The sequence below is a fragment of the Psychrobacillus sp. NPDC096623 genome (assembly GCF_044762655.1).
Taxonomy (GTDB): Bacteria; Bacillota; Bacilli; order Bacillales_A; family Planococcaceae; genus Psychrobacillus.
In genome coordinates this window covers 42,253-64,011 of record NZ_JBIWER010000008.1, presented here as the reverse complement: position 1 = coordinate 64,011, position 21,759 = coordinate 42,253, and the positions used below count along the sequence as shown (strand labels likewise).

Sequence of the window (21,759 nt, the reverse complement as noted above, 5' to 3'; positions counted from 1 at the left end):
ACAGAAGTAGCCTCAATCAAAGGAAAAAGAGAAATCGGGTCTGTGATTTCTCTTTTTTCATTTTATTTTTAGATTGTCACAATCTTAGAACAAAAGGACACTTCTTTCTGTATAAATTTTTGTAGTGGTATACTTTAATTCGTACAGAATATGTCCTTTTTTAATACCTAAAACCGTGATATCTTTGATTATGGTATTTTTAGAAACCTCATAGAAAGCACCGAAAACTTTACTGTTCGTAAAATTTTCGGCGCTTTTTGTTTTTGAGGAAAGTTTTGTCCCAGCCTCTTGTTATCCAACTGTTACTGCAGAGAAAAATTCGTTGTAAAGTGCACGCAGTATTTTGTTTTCATTGCTTTCTTGTACTCCAAATGAAAGACTGACCTCTGAAGAACCTTGGTTGATCATTTCAATATTGGCACCAGTATTTGCAATGGCAGATGCAGCACGAGCTGCAAGTCCGGTACTATTATTCATCCCTTCACCTACAATAACAATCATTGAAAAATGATGACGGAAATGTACATCATCTGCATTTAATTCATTTAATACACGATCTAAAATGCGAGCTTCTTTTTCTGGATCGAGTTGATGACTTCGTACAATAACGGAAATATCGTCTAAACCTGAAGGTGTATGTTCATACGAAATATGCTCTTCTTCTAAAATTTGGAGCAGCTTACGACCAAATCCGATTTCTCTATTCATCAAATACTTACTTACATATAAAATAGAAAATCCGTTATCGGCAGAAATTCCAGTTACAGGACGTTTATTTGCTTTGCGTTTGGCTACTATTTTCGTACCGGGTGCAGATGGATTATTTGTATTTTTAATACATACGGGAATCCCGCTTTTATATACAGGCATTAATGCTTCATCGTGAAAAACGGAGAAACCAGCATAGGAAAGTTCCCGCATTTCGCGGTATGTTATTTCTTCGATTTCCGCAGGATGATTTACTACCTTAGGGTTTGCGCAAAATACAGAATCGACATCCGTAAAGTTTTCATATAAATCCGCTTGGACCGCAGCTGCTAATATAGAACCAGTGATGTCTGATCCCCCACGATCGAATGTGCGAAGAACCCCGTTTAGTGTAAAACCAAAAAATCCTGGGAACACAACAATGCCAGGAAGATCGTTTAGTGCGTGTAGATTGTCATAAGCCTCTGGCAAGGCTTGTGCTCGTCTAGGAAAATCATTAACAACTAATCCGGCAGACTTCGGATTTATATACTGAGCGGTGAGTCCAATACTTGTGAAATAAGTAGAGATTAGTTTTGCGTTATTATCTTCTCCACTTGCTTTTATATTGTCGACAAATAATTCAACTACGCTTTTGTCTTCATTAATACGTACACGCAGGTCTTCCTCTATCACTTCACAAATGGTTTCGTCTAGAGCTAGACCTTGTGCAATTTCCTTATAACGATTCACTACCTGGCGGAGTTTTTCTTCCACATCTTCATTATGTATCGCTGCAGCTGCCAATTCAATGAGCAAGTCGGTTACTTTTTTATCCTCATCGAAGCGTTTGCCAGGTGCAGACACAACAACGAATTTTCGAGACGGATCTGCTTGAATAATTGCAGCTACCTTTTTGATCTGCTCTGCGCTTGCAACAGATGTTCCGCCGAATTTACTTACTTTCATCTTATCAAATCCTTACCTTTTTAATGGGGGTGTATTTACTAGAAAAACAAATGGTTTTATACAGTGTACAAATTATATTGTGTAAGGTCAATAACTTTGTATTTATTTCTTTAGATTTATATAAATTAAACGAACGTTTAATAATTTATTTTAATTTAAGTTCGTGATTTGTAAATAAAAAACACTAGATGATAATAACCTTCTACATTTTATCATCTAAACACGAATAAGGAAAATTAAAAATATTTTTTAAGTTATAAAACTGCATAAAATCAACGTTTATTTTAAATGATAGCGTTTTCAAGTTTTTTGACTATATTGACAATTAATTTGATGGTGAGTATGATTGGTTTAATTCAATAAAGGGAGAACAATTTTGACGGAGATAGACTTTACTTGTGGAGATCTTAAGAGAGCTGATGGTCGGTGCAAATCAGTGATTTCGTTTGTAGAGTAGCACTCTAGAATTGGTGGACTGAAACAGAGGATTTAGGTTCATCCGTGAATGCGCGTTAAGCATACTAATTGAGAAGCTGCGAGAGATTGCAGTAAAATTTGGGTGGTACCGCGTGAGTTAATATAAGCTCTTCGCCCCTTACATGATTGTAGGGAGGGAAGGGCTTTTTTGTGTTTTTAAAATAAGGAGGAGAAAAATAATATGACATTCAATATTCTAATCAGTGATCCACTAAGTGAAGAAGGTATTTTCCCATTAAGAGAGGCAGAAGGATTTAATATCGTTGTCGATACTGCATTAACTCCTGAACAACTTGGCGAAAAAATTGATGAGTTCGATGCATTATTAGTGCGGAGCCAAACGCAGGTTACAAGGGAAATTATTGAAAAAGGGTCTAATTTAAAAATTATTGGTCGTGCGGGAGTTGGGGTGGATAACATCGATTTAACTGCTGCAACAGAACGTGGGATCATTGTTGTTAATGCGCCAGACGGAAATACAAACTCAGCAGCAGAGCATTCTATCGCAATGCTTATGTCACTTGCTCGCAACATCCCACAAGCCTTTCATTCATTAAAAAATAAACATTGGGATCGCAAAACATTTATCGGTGTTGAAGTGAAGAACAAAACGTTAGGGGTCCTAGGGTTCGGGAGAATTGGTCAAGAGGTCGCATTTCGTGCAAAGGGACAACGGATGAATGTTATTGCGTATGACCCGTTCCTAACAGCTGAAAAAGCGGAAAAACTTGGAGTTCAATTTGGGTCAGTAGAGGAAGTTATCAAAGCCGCCGATTTTATAACTGTGCATACACCACTATTGAAAGAAACTCGCCATTTAATTAATAAAGAAGCATTTGAAAAAATGAAAGACGGCGTTCAAATTATTAACTGTGCACGTGGTGGTATCATCGATGAGGATGCACTATACGATGCAATAGTGTCAGGGAAGGTTGCAGGAGCAGCATTAGATGTATTTGAGGAAGAGCCATTTGTGGAGCATAAATTATTAACGCTGCCACAGGTTATTGCGACACCTCATTTAGGTGCGAGTACTATAGAAGCACAAGAAATTGTGGCAATAGACGTATCTTATGACGTAGTGAGCTTCCTGCAAAATGGCACAGTAAAAAACCCAGTTAATCTTTCTTCTGTACCAAAAGATGTGTTAGCTAAAATTGAGCCATTCTTTAATCTAGCGGAGCAATTAGGATCATTCATAAGCGACCTTTCAGAAGGAGTGCCAGAAGAAGTGAATATTACTTATTCAGGTGAACTTGCCAATTTAGATACTCGTCCACTTTCTCGCAATGCTGTTAAGGGCCTTCTGAAAAGCAAACTAGGTGAATCCGTAAATGATGTAAATGCTAAATTCCTTGCAGACCGTTTAGGCATAACCGTAAACGAATTAAAAACATCAAAATCAAAAGGATTTACAAGCTTAATCACAGTGGAGATAAAAACATCAGCTGGAACAAGAAAAGTAGCAGGGACGCTATTAAATGGACTAGGTAGCCGCATCGTACGTGTAGATGACTTCATTGTAGACGTTGTGCCTGCAGGTTACTTATTATTTATCCGACATAAAGACCAACCTGGAGCAATTGGACGTGTTGGAACATTGCTTGCTTCGGAAGGCGTCAATATCGCAACGATGCAAGTTGGCCGTTCGGAACTAGGCGGAGATGCGATTATGATGCTCTCTATTGATAAGCATGTGGAAGAGTCTGGTATTGAACAGTTGAAAGCATTAGAAGACATCTTTGATGCAACACCGATTGATCTATAAAAGTATTGGAATGAGGTGGTGTAATCTGTCCGCTCGAGGTCGTTCATTATGCGCTCGTGACAAGAGGCTATCCGATCGAGAAAGCACGAACGCTAGGGGGTAATCGATATCCGCTCGGGGGGGAACAGTATCCGCCCGCAACCGATAAAAAATGGATCCACGACGGATAAATGTCGTGGATCCATTTTTGTTATTCAAGCAGTGTAAATAGCTCTCTTAAGTTATTGATTGTATATGTAGGCTTTACTTCTTCACTAACTGGTTTTTCCTCTCGATTGATCCAAACGGATTGTATACCGACTCTCGCAGAGCCTAAAATATCGGTCATTAGATTATCACCAACCATCAAAACTTCATCTGCTTTTAATCCAACCATTTCTAGTGCGTGTTCAAAAATGGAGGGATCAGGTTTTCCTTTTCCGAAAGCTCCTGAGATAAGTATATGGTCGAAGTATGGCGCAATCTGGGGTGTGATTTCCAATTTGATATTCTGCAGACTTGGTGAACCATTTGTCATTAGCAGTAATGTATACTTTTCTTTCAATTGCTCTAACACTTCATACGTTTCTTCATAAACAAAGGGACTTTCTTTACGCATTTTTGGAAAATATTCTGCTAGCTCTCTGCCTAATTCTTCATTATCGATTCCTAGATTTCTTAAACCATTTATCCAGGCTGATTGTTGATACACCGGGACAATAGATTTCATCTTTTGAAAATCAGGATAAGGGTCGTCAAATGTTCCCCAGAGTCCTTCAAAGGGATTAATACCGATCATTTGAGTGAAGGGTCTTGTTTCATATGTATCGTACAATGCGCTTGCTTCGTCACGTACTGATTGTTCTAATATGAGTGGATCGACATTCACCTGAGTAGCTGCATATGTACATGTTTTGTGAAACGCAATGGACACACTTTTATTGTCCCATAACAAAGTATCATCTAAATCGAAAAATATTGCTTTTTTCATTTGTTGAAACCCCCAGTACGTATTTAAATAATACTTTACCGTACTAAAGAGGCGATGTCACTAGAATGGAATCATTTTCTCTAGAATTCCACCCTCCCGAACAATTTCTTCTAAATCTTTGATTGAAATCGGGAAGTAAGGAAAACCGTATACATATGGTGTCAATTCATACACTTGAAAATAAACGACAAGTGAGTGGTCAGCGATGTAAAAGTCTTGGTCGCTCCTTATTTGTGTAAAATCCTCTAAAAGAGGTACATTCCACTCCACCATTTTCTTTTCAATCATGTCAGAAAGAACCTTCACATAATTACTAACCGGCTTAAATAGTACACTAAGTACATACTGTTTGCCAGTCTTGATGTCAAAGGTGAGTGATTTCGAAACGGTAAGACCGTGTGCGCCTCCCGTAAATGAATAGACAATCAAACTTAAGCTTAGTACTCCACGCTCATTCGTTTTAATCTCATAGTATCCAATCAATTCTAGTAAATGTTCATTGTAAAATCCTTGTTCGATCAAAAGCTTGTTTAGTTCATGAAGAATATCAGCATTTATCTTTTTTTCTAACGCGGGATGAGTTAAGTTAGTTACAAGAGGATAAGTTACATCGACTTTTGGTGAACTTTTTCTGATATATTTCGTTTCTATACGGACAGGCAGATCCATGGCAGACAACCTTTCATAAGTAATAATGAATAGTATGAGTGGGAGAGGAAGCATATGTTTTTAAATAGAGTGAATCTACTAAAAGAACCGCAAATGGATAGTCAATATCCGTTCACGATTCCGGCTATTAGCAACTTAAAAGAGCTTGAGTTCACCTCGTCCGTCACCTTTTTTGTAGGGGAAAACGGTACTGGTAAATCCACACTATTAGAAGGAATTGCAGATAAATGTGAGTTTAATACAGCAGGTGGAAGTCGAAATAATTTATATGATGTGTATGCTGCAGAAAGTGCACTAGGGAAGTATCTTAGACTTTCCTGGATGCCAAAAGTGACAAATGGTTTCTTTTTGCGTTCAGAATCCTTTTATCAGTTTGCCTCACATATTGACCAACTGGAAAGAGAAAATCCTGGGCGGGGTGTACTAGATAGTTATGGTGGAAAATCTCTTCATGAGCAATCCCATGGAGAATCTTTTCTGTCATTGTTTTTAAATCGATTTGATGGCAGGACAATTTATCTTCTAGACGAACCAGAATCAGCATTATCACCACAGAGACAATTGACATTTTTACGAGTCATACATGATTTGATAAAAGAACAGAATTGCCAATTTATCATTGCTACACATTCACCCATTATATTAGGGTATCCAGAAGCAACCATCTTAAGTTTTGATGATGGAGAGATTGAGGAAATCGATTATGAAATGACAGGACATTATCAAATAACAAAATACTTTTTAGATCATCGAGAAAAATTTTTAGAAGAGCTACTTGAAGGTGAGTAAATGTATGTAATCATAAATTATCTAGATGACATGTTATTTTTTATAGGAATCGCATTTCCATTGATCGTCCTTTGGCGTCTGTTTCGTTGGAAGAAGAGAGGCTTTCAGCTGAAAGAGATTTTACATGAGCTTGGAATTTTAGTATTTTTCTCCGTGCTTGTTGGTCTATTTTCCCAAACTATAATACCTAAACCTGGTGACGTGCCTGCCTATACGACAGGTGTTAATTTGGAGTTATTTCGTGTGGTCGAAGAAACATATAAAGCAATTGTGTATCTAGGGTTTTGGCAGCCATTTTATATTAATTTTCTTGGTAATATTCTTCTTTTCATGCCGATTGGTTTTCTGTTACCGCTACTTTTTAAAAGGATGGAGTTTTTTATATTTCCTGTAGTTGCTGGATTGTGTATATCGTTATTTATTGAAATTATGCAGATTCCACAAAGCAGAAGTAGTGACGTCGATGATTTATGGTTGAATACACTTGGAGCTTTGCTTGGCTATATATGCTATTACTTTGTTCGTAAAGCTTTCCCATCTTTTACAGCTGCTTTCAAAAGAATAAAAAAGCAAGTTTATGAAAAATAGAAATGGGTAAATATAGGATGGAGAAAACTTTGCAAGGAGACATGAAATGATGATTATTAAAGAATCACAAACAGAGCAAAAACGTGATGTTATTATCGAAGAGTTTGTTAACAAAGGTGTATTTAAAATTGATGGAAGACAATTATATGAGTTAAACTTTTATGAATTAATGAAGGAATATACAACTGAAGAAGAAAGTAAATAAGTGCCTTATTAAAGGGCACTTATTTTTGTGTTGTTTAGAAAGTTATATAGTCTTTGGCATATTGATAACTTTCTACAAGTGATTCTCCGTCCAGACTCCAGTACTTGTCGGAGCTGACATAGGAACTTATGATTTTGTTCTATAAACCTCTATTATCTATAAATAATAGTCGATATAAAAAATATGGTACACTTGACTTAAATACGGATAAGGTGGAAACAAACTTGACTTTCATAACTAATTTAAACGAAACTTTACAAAAAAAATGGCAGGATGCAAATTTTGCAACTCCAATGCCAATACAAAAAAAACTAATCCCACATATGCTTGATGGTGCCGACGTCGTTGCAGAATCTCCAACAGGTACAGGGAAGACACTTGCTTACGTGCTGCCTATTTTGGAGAAAGTGGATCCGACTAAGAAACAAATACAAGCAATGGTTATTATTCCTTCACAAGAGCTTGGAATGCAAATTGTAGAGGTGTTCCGTGAATGGGTGAAGGATACAAACATTACGGTTGCACAGTTAATTGGTGGTGCAAATATTAATAGACAAATTGATGTGCTTAAAAAGAAGCCAACAATTGTCGTTGGAACCCCAGGTAGATTGCAGGAGCTAGTGAAAACGAAAAAACTTAAAATGCATGAGATAAACATCGTTGTATTAGACGAAGGGGATCAACTTCTAAGCAGAGAGCATCGCACAACTGTGAAAAGCTTGGTTGATGCAACAGTGGAAAGCCAAATAGTAGTTACATCAGCGACAATTACAGAGGAAATAGAGTTAGTTGCGGAGCGTATGATGAAAGATCCTGTTCGAATTCAAGTATCTGCAGAGGATGTTCCTTCACAAGGCGAAGTTGTACACAGTTTCGTGAAGACAGAGCCTCGTGATAAAACCGAATTGCTACGTAAAATCTCTTATTTAAAAGGAATGCGTGGTCTTGCATTTGTAAACAGTCTTGATCAGCTGCTTATGAAAGATGCAAAGCTTGCATATAGAGATGCACCGATCGTTTCTCTTCATTCAGAAATGAAAAAAGATGAACGGAAGAAAGCATTGGATGATTTTAAAAGCGGTAAGGTGAGTTTACTAATCGCAACAGATGTGGCAGCTAGAGGTCTAGATATTACCGGACTTACACATGTTATCCATGTAGATGTACCGCATTCAATTGAACAGTATTTACATCGTTCAGGACGTACTGGACGTGCTGGAGCAGATGGAGAGGTAATGACTTTATTAACTTATTCCGATGAAAAGACATATAAAAAATGGACAAAAGAGCTTCCTAAAAAGCCAGTTCAAAAAGTATGGTATCGCGGAGAATTAATCGAAGGGTCATCTAAAACAATTAATCAAAAGGGGAAATAAGGATGGATTTTCAACAAAAGCTGGAAGAGTATGCAGAATTAGTAGTAAAGGTTGGACTGAACATTCAGCCGAACCAACCACTTCTTATAAATACAACGACGGACACAATCGAATTTACGCGATTAATAGTGAAGAAAGCTTATGAAGCAGGAGCAAAACGAGTAGATGTAAACTATACGGATGAAGTAAACGCACGTGCATTTTATGATTTGGCTCCTGATGAAGCATTCCATGAATTCCCCAAATGGGCTGCTATGCAACGCGATGAGCTTATTGAAAATAACGGTGCACTATTATGGATTGATGCTGATAATCCTGACCTATTAGAGGGTGTTTCGATTGATCGTATTTCAAGCTTTCAGAAAGCAAGCGGCAAAGCGTTGGAGAACTATCGTAAAGCAGTGATGAATGATGTTATTACATGGTCAATCGTTGCGATGCCTTCTGAAAAATGGGCAGCCAAAGTATTTCCTAATATGAAGCCAGAGGAGCAAATGGAGGCACTTTGGGATTTAATATTCCAGGTTGTACGGATTGGTGACGGGACAGCTGTTCAAAAATGGAAAGAGCATATTGAAAACCTCGATAGCAGAGCAGCACTTCTAAATAATAAACGCTTCAAAAAAATACACTATAAATCGGAAGGGACAGATATTCAAGTCGAACTTCCAAAAGAACATATTTGGTTGTCTGGAGCGAGCAAAAATGGTCAAAACGTTCCGTTTATAGCAAATATGCCGACAGAGGAAGTATACACTGCGCCACTTAAAACAGGTGTAAATGGCTATGTGAAAAATACAAAGCCATTCGTTTATCAAGGAAATGTCATAGATGATTTTACTTTGACCTTTGAAAATGGAAGGATTACTTCAATAAAAGCAGCTACTGGTGAGAAACTATTGCAAGAGTTAATTGAAACGGATGAAGGAGCAAAGTATTTAGGGGAGATTGCTTTAGTGCCACATGAATCGCCTATTTCTGCTTCAAATGTTTTATTCTTTAATACGTTATTTGATGAAAATGCCTCAAACCATTTTGCAATTGGAGAAGCTTATCCAACATGTGTGGAAGGTGCACGCGGCTTAACACATAGTGAATTAGAGGACTTAGGCCTTAACACATCACTCGTACATGAAGATTTTATGATTGGTAGCGGTGATATGGATATTATGGGAGAACTAGCAGATGGGACAATGGAGCCAATATTCACAAAAGGTGCTTGGGCTTTTTAAGGGGTGATCAGCTTGAAAAAATGGCTATGTACTTTAATCATGCTAGTTGTTTCGTTTGGTACAATTACAGTAGAAGCTAAGGGATCAGAAGTTTATATAGCAATTGGGGATTCCTTGGCAGCCGGTCAAACGCCGAATCGGGCTATAGATACTGGTTACAGCGACTTAATTGCGCAGAAGCTAACTAAGTCTGGACAGCTTGCTTTTTATTCAAAAGCATTAGCCTTTCCTGGATATACAACAGTGGATGTTCTTGCTAGCGTTCAGACCGAAGAAGCGAAAAAACTTTTAAAGACCGCTAGTTTAATCACTATTTCGGCGGGAGCAAATGATTTACTGCAAACGGTGCAAGTGAATGCAGCAAATGGTTCCATTGCTTATCGTCAAATGAATGCTGATTTTGCGTTAAATAATGTTCGAAAAAATATAGAAGAAATTATTAAAGAAGTACAGACAATAGCACCACAAGCAAAAATCTATGTAATGGGCTATTATTTTGCCTACCCTCATGTGAGAGCATCTCAAAAGGAAGGTATTAAAAGAGAGTTAGATCGATTGCATGCTATTTTAAAAGCGCAGTCTGAGGTTAATGGAGCGCTATATGTGTCAGTGGAGGAATCATTTGGGTTAAATGCAACGACACTATTACCGAATCCCGCCGACGTACACCCAACAATGGAAGGCTATCGTGTCATGGCAAATGCATTCTTTTCGCAATACAACAATGGCATATTCGTAACACAAAGTGAGTTGCCAGCACCTAATCCACTTACTTTTGAACAGATATTAAATGCAAACAAAGAACAACAGAAATCCCCTGTTTCAAGAGTAGAAGGGTTGGACAATTTCTACTCGTTAACTGAATGGAAGGCATTAATATAGCATTGACTTTTGATATTATTAATGTTGATCAAACGACGTTAGATGTTGCGAATAAAGTGTCTGATGGTTCGCTAAGCACAACAATATAAAAAAGCTGTCCCCTACCAGGAGGACAGCTTTTTAGCGTACGTTTTTTTTAGATTTAAATACTTTGCGTATTATTGGATAAACGATTGGTGCCCATTTTATTGCTGTTTTAACTAAGTTTTTTACTTTCATCCTAATCGCTCCTTGGCTTCCGATATAAATAATTAAGTACCCGCAATTACCTAAACATAAACGTTACCGTAATACTTTAATGCCTTGGACGATATTCCAAATCATTACAATCACATACACTAGCATATAAGTAGCGATCAAGAGGAGCGGTCCAATTGCTATCCATAACGAAGGCTGATCATTAAACCCTAATGTAAGAGGAGTAAAACTTGAGAAGACACTAATGAATAAAATAACTAACAAGATGACAGGTATGATATGAGATATAAGCGATTTTTTTGCATGATATTTAACATTCGAATCCTGCGATATAAAATAAACGATTATGGGCAATAAAAATGGTGCAAACAATACACTGAAATAAGAAAGTGCTGATAAAATTTTAGGATTATCCAATCTTTTTAACTCCTGTCCTGTTTATATATAACTAAGCTATACATTTCATTTTCTAACTAGGGAAACTAAAATATTTTTGAAAGTTTCAGTTGAAGTAATAGATACATACTCTTTTTCACCATGCCAATCTCCTCCGCTCGGGCCAAATTCAATGGCACCTGCTCCGGTTTCTGCATAAAAGCGAGCATCTGCAGCTCCATGCTGTCCAAATAATACAGCAGGCTTTCCGATAAATTGTGAGGTGACCTGCGCAATACGTACTATATAAGGGTTTACCGCTTCTGTTGTAACGGCAGGGGCGGTCGTCTGAATTTTTAGCTCACTTTTCGGAAATTTATTTGCCAACTTTGTGAGATCCGCGATAATACCTCGCATATCCTGTCCAGGCACGTAACGAAGATCATAGCTAACTATGCACTCGTCAGGCACTACATTATAACGTTCACCTGCTTGTATTTTCGCCAAGTTTAAAGAAGGATAATCATAGAACTCATTGCTTGCAGTTAAAAAAGAAAGTGTACGGAGCTGTTGGTCAAAGAGAAATGACTGCTCAATCGCATTTATCCCTTCCCATGGACGACTTCCATGGCTAGGTTTTCCTTTTAGGATCACATCAAACTGAATAATTCCTTTTGCTTGTAAGCCAATTTTTAAGTGGGTAGGCTCACCACATATAACAAAGTCACCAGTATACCCTTGATCTACTAAAAATTGTGAAGTCTCACCGTCAGTTTCCTCATCCGTAACAATATGTAATTGAATTTTTTTAGTTAGATTTTCAGGTTCCTTAGATAGCTCATAAAACGCTTGCATCATCCCAGCGACACCAGCTTTCATATCAGCTGTTCCTCTACCGTATAAAAAATCACCTTCTATAAATGGCTCGAACTGCTCAGGATTTCCTGGAACAATATCTACATGACCATTCCAAATCATGCACTCATCCCCATCACCTATTTCAGCCACTAGCATTAGTTTTTCTTCATGCTTTAACACAGTGGTGATAATTCCTCTTTCCTGTAACCAATTTTCACAAAATAACAAAGCATTGTTGGCTCCTTCGATTGTGTCACTTTTAATTCTTACTAAATCTTTTAATAATGCAATCATGTGAACATCCCCTTGTGAATATAGTATTTTTACAAGTATAACAAAAGAATAAAAGAAGGTTGCATTAGTTATTTTATTGGGCTACAATGAATTCGAACTTAATAATTCAAACCACAAGGGGCGCCGCTTATGCGGCTGAGATAGTACCCTTCGAACCTGTAAGTTAATACTTGCGTAGGGATGTGGATGGAAACTGACAATCGCGCGATGTCTGGGTCTATCCCGGGGTCGTTTTTTTGTGGTCAAAAAAGGGGATTGTCATGAAAAATCAACGAGTATTAATATTAATGGAAATTGCTATTTTTGCAGCGTTAGGATATGTGTTAGATATGATTGGCTTTGGAATGCCACAAGGTGGATCTGTAACATTCGTTCTTGTACCAGTTATTTTAATGGCTTTTCGCCGTGGTGTTGTAGCTGGGCTAGCTACGGGTTTTCTAATAGGTGTGTTACAAGTGGTAACAGGTCGTTTTTATGCAGCACCATTATCATTTGAAATAGTTATCGCACAGGTAGCAATAGATTATTTTATCGCATTTATGGTTGCAGGATTCGCTGGCTTCCTAAGACCTGCATTTATACAAGCTTATGAACAAAAAGACAAGATGAAAATGATTAAAGCAGTTGTCCTTGGTGCACTTATCGCAGCTTTTCTTCGCTACTTAGCTCATGTGGCATCAGGTATACTATTTTTCGGAGAATTTGCTGGTGATAAAAATCCAATCTTGTATTCTTTAGTCTATAATTCTACTTATATGATACCTGTATTTTTATTAGCTGCTTTTATTTGCTCTGTTTTATTTGTTAAAGCTCCGCGCCTTGCACTGCCGAATTCTCACTAAATATGATATGATTAGAATACATTTAGTGAAGAAGGGATCTTGTTAAGATGATTGTACAAACTGACGAAGAGTTAGTCGCATTAAAAAAAATAGGGCGTATTGTTGCAGAAATTCGTGATGTGATGAGGGCTTCTACTAAACCTGGTATTACAACGAAAGAACTGGACGAAATCGGTGGGAAGCTTTTTAAAGAACATGGTGCGATTTCAGGACCAATGGGCGAATATGATTTTCCAGGTTATACTTGTATTAGTGTAAATGAAGAAGTAGCTCATGGAATGCCTGGCTCTCGAGTTATTAAAGATGGCGATATAGTGAATATAGATGTTTCTGGGTCACTTGATGGTTATTTTGCAGATACTGGGATTTCTTTTGTTGTAGGTGAGGGTTATGAAGAGAAAGAAAAGTTATGTGCAGTGGCAGAGAGTGCGTTTAACCGGGCTATGTTGAAGGTTAAAGCCGGTTCCCGATTGAACCAAATTGGAAAAGCAGTAGCTAGAGAAGCTAAGGATAATGGCTTGCATGTTATTATGAACCTAACTGGACATGGTATTGGAAAATCTCTACATGAAGCTCCTCAGCATGTTTTGAATTATTATGATGCTTGGGATCCGACCATATTAAAAGAAGGAATGGTTTTAGCAGTAGAACCGTTTATTTCTGAAAAAGCAGAGCATATTGTGGAATCTGGAGATGGCTGGACATTTGTAACTCCAGATAAATCATTAGTAGCACAAATTGAGCATACAATTGTTGTGACAAAAGGTGCTCCTATTTTATTAACTAAATTAGATTAAAATAAAACGCCATCGAAAGTTTACTCTTTCGATGGCGTTTTGTTTAAAAAAGAAGAAAGTATAAAAAATGTACCGTGAACACTGGGAATGGGAATGGGAATTGAAGAATGAATAATACTGTAAATTTCCATTACAGAGGTGGAGTACAAAAGAGAAAAGTAGTAAGTGTTTACTAATTAAAGTAATTAAATAGCGAATGAAATTGCATCTTGGAGAGCTTCCTCTATGAAATAGAAAGTATCTTTCCTCTAGTTATCCAAAAATGCATAAGGCTGTTTATTGAAGTTGTAGGATGGCGCTGAACTGACCAACACCATAAGATTACCTAAAAAAGTGATATTGGTTGTGACGTCTGTCATAACCAATATCACTGGTAATAATATAGCAAAACGTCTGTTCAAAGTCCTTCGAAAACATTTGAAACAGTTTTGACCTTAAAGGGTTTTCGCGCTTTTCTTTAAGAATATAATACCTACAATCAGGACACAGCTTAAAAAAAGAGAGGCTGTGGTTAGGAGTAGTTGACTAAAGTTATGGTGAATTGCTACTCCAAGGAAAGTCCAGATAAAAATAACTAACATAAGACGGTCGGAATAATGATAACGAAAATGAAGAGCTATGGCTGTCGCAATAGTTAAGAAAATAACTCCCCAAAGAGATTTTGTCATTCCAAATCCATCAAATTCATAAAACGTTAGGAGATAAGATAGATTTATGAAGAAACTGATAAATGTCCAACTCAAAAGGAAAGAGATTGGTAAACGATTTTTTCGATTTATATCATCTAAAGGATAGGTTAAATACAATATGAACAAACACCCAAGTAAAAGTGTGAGTGTAACAAAAGTATATAAAAAATGCTCATAATGCCAACTATATACACACAAAATATATAATATAGAGGCTACCCCAAATAAAAGAATGCGCTTTGAGGGTATGGGACGGGAGGATTTATAATCCATCGTCATATTCCAAATCCACCATGCTAATGATGCAAAAATAGCTATCCATATATAAAATACATAATTTGCAGGAGTGAAAAATACGGGAAGTCTTTTGAAAATCTCGCCACTAGTTTGATCATTTATAGGAAGAAAAGTAGATAATAATTTTACGATTACAGTAGAGATGAAAAATACCATTAAGAGGATTATTTTAAACATTCATCTGCCTCCTTCTAATTAATAAGTATACCTTTGAAATAATGCTACAACCAATTAGATTTTGAATGTTATGTGACGAAAATCGAACAATCTGCAATAGAAAACATGATATACTAGAATTCTAAAATAATTTTCAATATAGGAGGAATATTTAGATGATTGAACAAACTTATCCGGTTGTCTGGAATCTTGATCGCTTTTTTGAAGGAGGCAGTAGCTCACTATCCCTAAGAAGCCATTTGGATGAAGTAAAAGAAAAATTGAGCAGCTTTGAAGCTAAACTAAAAAACTTTGAATCACCAACATCTATTGCAGATGTCTCTAAAATCGAGCAAACAATTAATGAGCTAAAAGATATAGCAACTAATTTATCAGAAGGAGGAGCAGTAATAGGTTGTTTTTTAGCACAAGATACAACGGATAAGCAAGCAACGTTATTACAAGGAGAGGTAGGTTCGCTATATGCCAAGCTTTCTTCTCAAATGCTTACGATTCAACAAGTGCTAAGCAAAACAGAGGAATCTGTGTGGACAGAGCTACTTCAAACAGCTGAGCTTTCTCCATTTGCCTTTGTGTTAAATGAATGGAGAGATGAAGCAAAGAGAATGCTCTCTGAAAAAGAGGAAGACATTATTACGACACTTGGAGTAGATGGTTATCATTCATGGGGACAGCTTTATGATTTATTAGTAGGTGACATTCGCATTAAACTCACATTAGATGGGGAAGAAAAAGAACTGTCGGTTGGTCAAGCAAATAATCTTAGTTCCCATGAGGATGCACTGATTCGTAAAGAGTCATTTGATGCATTAGAAGCTGCTTGGACAGAAAAAGAAGAGTTCTTTGCGAAAACATTGAACCATATAGCGGGCTTCCGTCTTGCAATTTATGAAAAAAGAGGATGGAACTCCGTTTTAGAGGAGCCTCTACATATTAATCGCATGAAAGAAGAAACACTTCAGGCAATGTGGGGGGCTATATCCAAAAATAAGGCTCCTTTCGTCGAATACTTAAATAAAAAATCGGCAATGCTAGGCGAAAAGCAAATGCAATGGTATGACTTAGATGCACCAGTTAGCGCTTCTACACAGAAAATGGATTATCAGCAAGGTGCCGAGTTTATCTTAAAGCACTTTAAAGAATTTGGGTCAAAATTAGAATCATTTTCAAGAAATGCATTTGAAAAGGGTTGGATTGAAGCAGAAGATCGTCCAAACAAACGTCCAGGAGGCTTTTGTACAGGTATGCCTGTATCACAGGAATCACGGATTTTCATGACATATAGTGGGTCGATGTCGAATGTTTCTACCTTAGCGCATGAATTAGGCCATGCCTTCCATTCATATGCTTTAAGACCGGTACACTGGATGAATCGCCAATATGCAATGGGAGTTGCTGAAACTGCATCTACATTTGCTGAAATGATTGTAGCGGACGCGGCAGTAAAAGAAGCAAAAACAGATGACGAAAAAATTGCTTTACTGGAGGACAAAATCCAACGTAGTGTAGCATTTTTCATGAATATCCATGCTCGTTTTTTATTTGAAACTAGATTCTATGAGGAACGTAAAAAAGGAATTGTTTCTGCTACTAGATTAAATGATTTAATGGAAGCAGCTCAACAGGAGGCATATGGAGATGCATTAGACACAACACACCCACACTTTTGGGCATCAAAACTGCATTTCTATATAACGGAAGTTCCATTTTACAACTTCCCATACACATTTGGTTACTTATTCTCTTTAAGTATTTATGCAAAAGCTATAAGCGAAGGTGCAAACTTTGAGGAAAAATATATTGCGTTATTGCAGGATACAGCAGTAATGTCAGTAGAAGATTTAGCGATGAAGCATTTAAATGAAGACATTACTCAGGAAGCATTTTGGATAAAAGGTATTGACCTTTGTATTCAGGATGTGAAAGAGTTTATCCAATTAACTAATGCAAAAGGGTGAAGGTGCTTGATTTATCTAGAAGGGGATACATGCTATATACGAACATTAAATACGAAGGATGCACCAGCCCTAGCTGATCTAACTTATCGCAATAAGATGTATTGGTCCGTCTATGAACCGTTACATCGTGATGACTATTATACGACTTCTGTGCAACGTGAGAAAATTCGAGAATCTCTCATGCTATCGAAGGAAAAAAGAGAGTATAGCTTCGGTATTTTCGAGCATCACACTGATCGAATGATCGGTAATGTATCGCTATACAGTATCAAAAGAATGCCTTTTTCAAGTGGGCTAATTGGGTATTCTATGGATGAATTTTATATCGGAAAAGGAATTGCTTCCGAAGCAGTACACCTAGTAAAAATGTTTGGATTTGAGCATGTTCAATTAAATCGTATTGAAGCATATGTATCACCACAAAATAATGGCTCTATCAAAGTGTTGGAAAAAAATGGGTTCATACAAGAGGGACTGCTACGTAAACTTCTTTATATTAATGGTAAATGGCAAGATCATTTTATCTATGCAGTGTTAACAGATGAGCAATGAAAGATTAAGAGTGTAATCGACAAACTAAAAGAGGATGTACAAAACAACTTATAGGCATCCACTACAGTTGTTTTCCGTTCCGGCGACGTTTTCCGTGGGCACGGCTTGAGCCTGTACTCGTGCTGTTCGCTCTGGAGTCGCCGCCTGCACTTCAAACAAGTAGAATATTAATATTCTATAATTAATCTACTGGCTATATATTACCATAATAAAAAAACGTGAAATCAAATGACTGATTTCACGTTTTTAAATTTTAACACCAGTTATGACCCAACTTCTATTTAAAAAGATATGAAGTAATAAAAAATGTCACATGAACCCTAGGGAAGTAGCTTTTCACTAGTTATCCAAAAACGTCACTTACCTGCCTTTTAAGAATCTATCAGTAATAATATAGTAAAAAATCGGTCCAAAGCACTTCGAAAAAAATCGAAACAGGATTTACCTTAAAAGGACTGGGCGTTTTTTGTCCGGTTTTTTTATAATATACTGTCGATTTCCCAGGAAATAAATTATTTTTTGTCGATATTACCGTCAGTTACTAAATCTAAACGACCAGTTTCTGGATCAATAATTAGTCCATGCACTGGAATATCTGGAAGCATAAGTGGATGATTTCTAATCATATCTACACTATGTAATACACTAGATTCTACGTTTGAAAAACCTTCTAACCATTTTTCTATATCTACACCAGCATTGCTTAATACATCTAATACGCGCGGGTGTACGCCACGAGAGATCATCTTATCTACAATTTTGTCCGTTTCAATTCCACTCATTCCACAATCATGATGACCAATTACATATATTTCATCGGCCTGTAGCTCATAAACAGCTACAATCAGACTACGCATAATTCCACCAAATGGATGGTTGATGACTGCTCCAGCACTTTTAACAATTTTAACATCTCCATTTTTAAAATTCATGGATTTTGGAAGCATCTCCACTAAACGTGTATCCATGCATGTTAAGATAACTATACGTTTGTTTGGAAATTTGGTCGTTAAAAATGGTTCATAAAGTTTATTTTCCACAAAGTAATCATTGTATTTTAAAATCTCTTGTAAACTTGGCATCGTATTCCCCCTTTATGTTCTAATTATATTTTAAAGGAAATGAAAGAGAAATGCTTTATTTAACCCTTGAATCTGTTAAAAAAAGCATTGTCACTTACTTACAGATTAAATTCACATTATTTTGCTAGTTTTTGTTTTCGGTCTGCTATAAAAAAAGCTTTACCTGTTCCGATAGCTACTGATTGTAATGGTTCTGGGGCAATATGAACTGGTACTTCGATGACCTGAGTCAACCACTCAGAAATGTCTTTTAATAACGCTCCACCACCAGTTAAAATAACGCCGTGGTCAACTATATCACCTGCAAGCTCAGGAGGACAGGTTTCCAGTGTTGCACGAATAGCTTCTAAAATAGTTTCAAGAGATTCAGTAAGTACACCTTGAATTTGAGTAGAAGATAGATGAATTGTCTTTGGTAATCCAGTCACTACATCTCGTCCAGTTACTTGCATTTGCTCTACTGCATGAGGCACTAAAGCATGTCCGATTGTCATTTTAATAATCTCAGCTGTTGGTTCTCCGATTATGACATTATACTCTTTTCGGACAAAGTGAATAATAGCCTCATCCATGCGATCACCAGCAGCTTTAACGGTATTAGAAGCTACTACTCCACCGAATGAAATAATCCCCACTTCAGTAGTCCCTCCACCTATATCAACAATCATACTAGCTACGGGCTCGTCCACAGGAAGACCTGCACCGATTGCAGCAGCTACTGGTTCTTCCATTAACTGAACATCCTTAGCTCCACTTTGTCTCACTGCATCCTGAATCGCTCTTCGTTCAACAGACGTTGCACCAGAAGGGGTACATACGATGACAGTTGGTTTTCTCAAGGAAGTACCGAGTTTTTTTGCTGCTTTTTGCATAATAAGTTTCAATAATTGTGTGGTAATATCAAAATCGGCAATTACTCCATCCTTTAATGGACGAATTACCTCGATAGATGTTGGTGTTTTGCCAATCATTTTTTTAGCTTCTTCTCCAAAAGCTACAATTTCTCTTGTTCTTGTATTTACTGCTACTACTGTAGGCTCATTTATAAGTAATCCCTTGCCTTTTGTATAAACTAACGTATTTGCGGTACCTAAATCTATTCCAATATGTGAGTTTGAAAACATTTGTCTTCCTCCTATTCCAATCATACTTAGTAATTATAATAGATAAATTGGAGGTTGCCATTTGTAACATAATGGTAATTTACATATGTTTCAACGAAGTTTAGGAAATTTGTTATGGATCGAAGTGAAAAAATGAGTTAATAGTAACGGTTTGTCATCTAAATGTAATAGAATTGAAGTCTAATTGAAAAGAAAAAGAGAAGAGATAACATATAAAAAAACAACCGTCCAAGTGCTAGACGGTTGTTTTGTGAATTATTAAAAAGGTTTTGGATCAATTGTAGTTGAATCTTTTGAATTCATCGCTTTTCCAAAATAGTGTAAAATCGTATATCCAACGATACCCAACGCACCAGAAAATCCAAGTACTGTAACTGTGAATAAAGCCATTATAAAACACCTCACTAGTCTTGTTTGTATTCATTATAACCCAAATTTGAAAGAATAGTAACTAGTAATATATAGAATTTCCGTTAACTATTAAAATGCCCAATTTCCATTACGGAATATTGGCTCTGAAGTTCCGTCTTCTTTAATACCATCGATATCCATTTTATCAGAACCGATCATGAAATCTACATGCGTTATACTTTCGTTTAACCCGTTTTCAGCTAGTTCTTCTCGAGTCATTTTCTTGCCACCTTCTAAACAAAAAGCATATGCACTACCAATTGCTAAGTGATTAGAAGCATTTTCGTCAAATAATGTGTTGTAAAATAATAAATTCGAGTTAGAAATTGGCGAGTCATGTGGTACAAGTGCTACTTCGCCAAGATAATGAGAGCCTTCGTCCGTTGCAACTAAGTTTTCTAAAACTTCTTGCCCTTGCTCCGCTTCAACTTTAACGATTCGTCCATTTTCAAATGTGATTGTGAAGTTATCAATAATATTCCCGCCATAGCTTAAAGGTTTAGTGCTCGCTACATAGCCGTTTACACCAGTTTTTAATGGCACAGAGAATACTTCTTCTGTTGGCATGTTAGCCATGAAAGAAAATCCTTTTTCGTTTGTACTACCAGCCCCACACCATAAATGTCCTTTTGGTAATTCAATCGTTAAGTCCGTTCCAGGAGCCGTATAATGAAGCTTTTGATAATTTTTTTCGTTCAGATAATCTACCTTTGTGTGTAATAGGTTATCGTGTTCAACCCATGCTTCTGTTGGATTTGGCACATCAGCACGAACTGCTTGGAAAATTGCCTCCCAAAGTGCAGGTACTTGTTCTTCCTGGGATAATTCTGGGAACACTTTATTAGCCCAATCTTTAGATGGAGATGCAATTACGGACCAACTAATTTTATCCGATTGTACATATTGGCGATATTTGTTTAGAGCTTGACCGGCAGCCTTTTGGAACGCCGAAATTCTAGCAGGGTCCATTCCTTTTAATAGGTCTGGGCTTTGGCTAACAACGCTTATAAAAGCAGCGCCGCCTTCAGCTAATAACTCTTTCTCCTGAGCCTTCCAGGAAGGGAAAAATTCGAATGAGTCAGCAGGTGCAAGCTCATAGCGTAAGCGCGTGATTTCATCATCTGCAAAATCTACAAATACTTGTTTAGCCCCAGCAAGATAAGCTTTTTTTGTTATTAAACGAACTAACTCAACGCTATCAATGGAAGCAGCGATAAATAAATTTTGACCAGGTTGAATATTTACTCCTACTTCTACAGCAAGTGAAGCATAGTTTTCTAGTTTTGTATGGAATGATGTCATTGGGATACTTCCTTTCTATTATTAGTTCCATATTATCAGTAATGAGCTAGTCTTATCAATATTCAAGTTAGTATAAAAGTTAAAATTTGTTCATAATTCGGATACTTTATTAAATCATTTGGTAGAAATTTATTAAAAAAATCTTATTATAGCCGAAATAAAGTACAGAAATAGAATGTGGGGGAAATTGA

At 36.9% G+C, this 21,759-nt stretch carries 21 protein-coding genes, 1 riboswitch and 1 other annotated feature; of the genes, 11 read left to right on the top strand and 10 right to left on the bottom strand.

Features of this window, described 5'->3' with window-relative positions; all coding sequences use genetic code 11:
* Window positions 1-291 precede the first annotated feature (291 nt).
* Window positions 292-1,656: an aspartate kinase gene (locus ACIQX2_RS17740; protein WP_402853480.1), complete on the bottom strand. Its 1,365-nt coding sequence runs from the start codon at window positions 1,654-1,656 to the stop codon at window positions 292-294.
* A 367-nt stretch (window positions 1,657-2,023) separates the two neighbouring features.
* Window positions 2,024-2,255: a binding site (T-box leader), on the top strand.
* Window positions 2,256-2,314: 59 nt separating this feature from the next.
* On the opposite strand from ACIQX2_RS17740, the gene serA reads away from it, so the two are divergent.
* Entirely contained in the window at window positions 2,315-3,901 is a 1,587-nt protein-coding gene (gene serA / locus ACIQX2_RS17735) for a phosphoglycerate dehydrogenase (protein WP_402853477.1), read from the top strand.
* A gap of 190 nt (window positions 3,902-4,091) precedes the next feature.
* Here the strand turns inward: serA and ACIQX2_RS17730 are convergent, their stop codons facing one another.
* Both ACIQX2_RS17730 and ACIQX2_RS17725 read right to left on the bottom strand, forming a co-directional pair.
* Window positions 4,092-4,871, bottom strand: coding sequence for an HAD family hydrolase (locus ACIQX2_RS17730; protein WP_402853475.1), 780 nt, complete (start codon window positions 4,869-4,871; stop codon window positions 4,092-4,094).
* 60 nt (window positions 4,872-4,931) lie between these two features.
* Entirely contained in the window at window positions 4,932-5,540 is a 609-nt protein-coding gene (locus ACIQX2_RS17725) for a DUF3298 and DUF4163 domain-containing protein (RefSeq protein ID WP_402853472.1), read from the bottom strand.
* 54 nt (window positions 5,541-5,594) lie between these two features.
* Between ACIQX2_RS17725 and ACIQX2_RS17720 the strand changes: the two genes are divergently transcribed.
* The 6 genes from ACIQX2_RS17720 to ACIQX2_RS17695 all read left to right on the top strand — a co-directional run bounded on the left by ACIQX2_RS17720 (window position 5,595) and on the right by ACIQX2_RS17695 (window position 10,612).
* Window positions 5,595-6,329 carry an AAA family ATPase gene (locus tag ACIQX2_RS17720; protein ID WP_402853470.1) on the top strand — a complete coding sequence of 245 codons (735 nt, stop codon included), beginning with the start codon at window positions 5,595-5,597 and terminating at the stop codon, window positions 6,327-6,329.
* Window positions 6,330-6,917, top strand: coding sequence for a VanZ family protein (locus ACIQX2_RS17715; RefSeq protein ID WP_402853467.1), 588 nt, complete (start codon window positions 6,330-6,332; stop codon window positions 6,915-6,917).
* A 46-nt stretch (window positions 6,918-6,963) separates the two neighbouring features.
* Window positions 6,964-7,122, top strand: a complete 159-nt coding sequence (locus ACIQX2_RS17710) for a Fur-regulated basic protein FbpA (RefSeq protein WP_093062788.1) — start codon at window positions 6,964-6,966, stop codon at window positions 7,120-7,122.
* A 224-nt stretch (window positions 7,123-7,346) separates the two neighbouring features.
* Window positions 7,347-8,498, top strand: coding sequence for a DEAD/DEAH box helicase (locus ACIQX2_RS17705; protein ID WP_402853463.1), 1,152 nt, complete (start codon window positions 7,347-7,349; stop codon window positions 8,496-8,498).
* 2 nt (window positions 8,499-8,500) lie between these two features.
* Window positions 8,501-9,730, top strand: coding sequence for an aminopeptidase (locus ACIQX2_RS17700; protein WP_402853460.1), 1,230 nt, complete (start codon window positions 8,501-8,503; stop codon window positions 9,728-9,730).
* A 3-nt stretch (window positions 9,731-9,733) separates the two neighbouring features.
* Window positions 9,734-10,612 carry an SGNH/GDSL hydrolase family protein gene (locus ACIQX2_RS17695; RefSeq protein ID WP_402853457.1) on the top strand — a complete coding sequence of 293 codons (879 nt, stop codon included), beginning with the start codon at window positions 9,734-9,736 and terminating at the stop codon, window positions 10,610-10,612.
* Between the two features lie 282 nt (window positions 10,613-10,894).
* Here the strand turns inward: ACIQX2_RS17695 and ACIQX2_RS17690 are convergent, their stop codons facing one another.
* The gene (locus tag ACIQX2_RS17690) at window positions 10,895-11,227 is read right to left on the bottom strand and encodes a magnetosome magnetite crystal formation protein family (RefSeq protein ID WP_402853454.1); all 333 of its coding nucleotides are present in this window, start codon (window positions 11,225-11,227) and stop codon (window positions 10,895-10,897) included.
* A 45-nt stretch (window positions 11,228-11,272) separates the two neighbouring features.
* On the bottom strand, window positions 11,273-12,337 hold the full coding sequence (locus ACIQX2_RS17685) for a M20 family metallopeptidase (RefSeq protein ID WP_402853451.1): 1,065 nt from the start codon (window positions 12,335-12,337) through the stop codon (window positions 11,273-11,275).
* A 106-nt stretch (window positions 12,338-12,443) separates the two neighbouring features.
* Window positions 12,444-12,535: riboswitch (TPP riboswitch) on the top strand.
* A 62-nt stretch (window positions 12,536-12,597) separates the two neighbouring features.
* Here ACIQX2_RS17685 and thiT point away from each other — a divergent pair.
* Both thiT and map read left to right on the top strand, forming a co-directional pair.
* Window positions 12,598-13,179, top strand: coding sequence for an energy-coupled thiamine transporter ThiT (thiT, locus tag ACIQX2_RS17680; RefSeq protein WP_402853448.1), 582 nt, complete (start codon window positions 12,598-12,600; stop codon window positions 13,177-13,179).
* 47 nt (window positions 13,180-13,226) lie between these two features.
* Entirely contained in the window at window positions 13,227-13,976 is a 750-nt protein-coding gene (map, locus tag ACIQX2_RS17675; protein WP_402853446.1) for a type I methionyl aminopeptidase, read from the top strand.
* A gap of 434 nt (window positions 13,977-14,410) precedes the next feature.
* Here the strand turns inward: map and ACIQX2_RS17670 are convergent, their stop codons facing one another.
* Window positions 14,411-15,139, bottom strand: a complete 729-nt coding sequence (locus tag ACIQX2_RS17670; protein WP_402853443.1) for a tryptophan-rich sensory protein — start codon at window positions 15,137-15,139, stop codon at window positions 14,411-14,413.
* Between the two features lie 155 nt (window positions 15,140-15,294).
* Here ACIQX2_RS17670 and ACIQX2_RS17665 point away from each other — a divergent pair, with 155 nt between their 5' ends.
* Window positions 15,295-17,097 carry a M3 family oligoendopeptidase gene (locus tag ACIQX2_RS17665; RefSeq protein WP_402853440.1) on the top strand — a complete coding sequence of 601 codons (1,803 nt, stop codon included), beginning with the start codon at window positions 15,295-15,297 and terminating at the stop codon, window positions 17,095-17,097.
* A 6-nt stretch (window positions 17,098-17,103) separates the two neighbouring features.
* Window positions 17,104-17,649, top strand: coding sequence for a GNAT family N-acetyltransferase (locus tag ACIQX2_RS17660; RefSeq protein ID WP_402853437.1), 546 nt, complete (start codon window positions 17,104-17,106; stop codon window positions 17,647-17,649).
* Window positions 17,650-18,161: 512 nt separating this feature from the next.
* On the opposite strand, the gene ACIQX2_RS17655 is transcribed toward ACIQX2_RS17660, so the two are convergent.
* From ACIQX2_RS17655 to ACIQX2_RS17640, 4 genes are all read right to left on the bottom strand, one after another.
* On the bottom strand, window positions 18,162-18,731 hold the full coding sequence (locus ACIQX2_RS17655; protein ID WP_402853434.1) for a beta-class carbonic anhydrase: 570 nt from the start codon (window positions 18,729-18,731) through the stop codon (window positions 18,162-18,164).
* 116 nt (window positions 18,732-18,847) lie between these two features.
* On the bottom strand, window positions 18,848-19,855 hold the full coding sequence (gene mreBH / locus ACIQX2_RS17650) for a rod-share determining protein MreBH (RefSeq protein ID WP_402853431.1): 1,008 nt from the start codon (window positions 19,853-19,855) through the stop codon (window positions 18,848-18,850).
* A gap of 258 nt (window positions 19,856-20,113) precedes the next feature.
* A complete protein-coding gene (locus tag ACIQX2_RS17645; RefSeq protein WP_402853428.1) occupies window positions 20,114-20,245 on the bottom strand; it encodes a hypothetical protein in 132 nt (43 codons plus the stop codon).
* A gap of 90 nt (window positions 20,246-20,335) precedes the next feature.
* Window positions 20,336-21,568 (bottom strand): aminopeptidase, encoded by a 1,233-nt coding sequence (locus ACIQX2_RS17640; protein WP_402853425.1) that lies wholly within the window; start codon window positions 21,566-21,568, stop codon window positions 20,336-20,338.
* Between the last annotated feature and the right edge of the window lie 191 nt (window positions 21,569-21,759).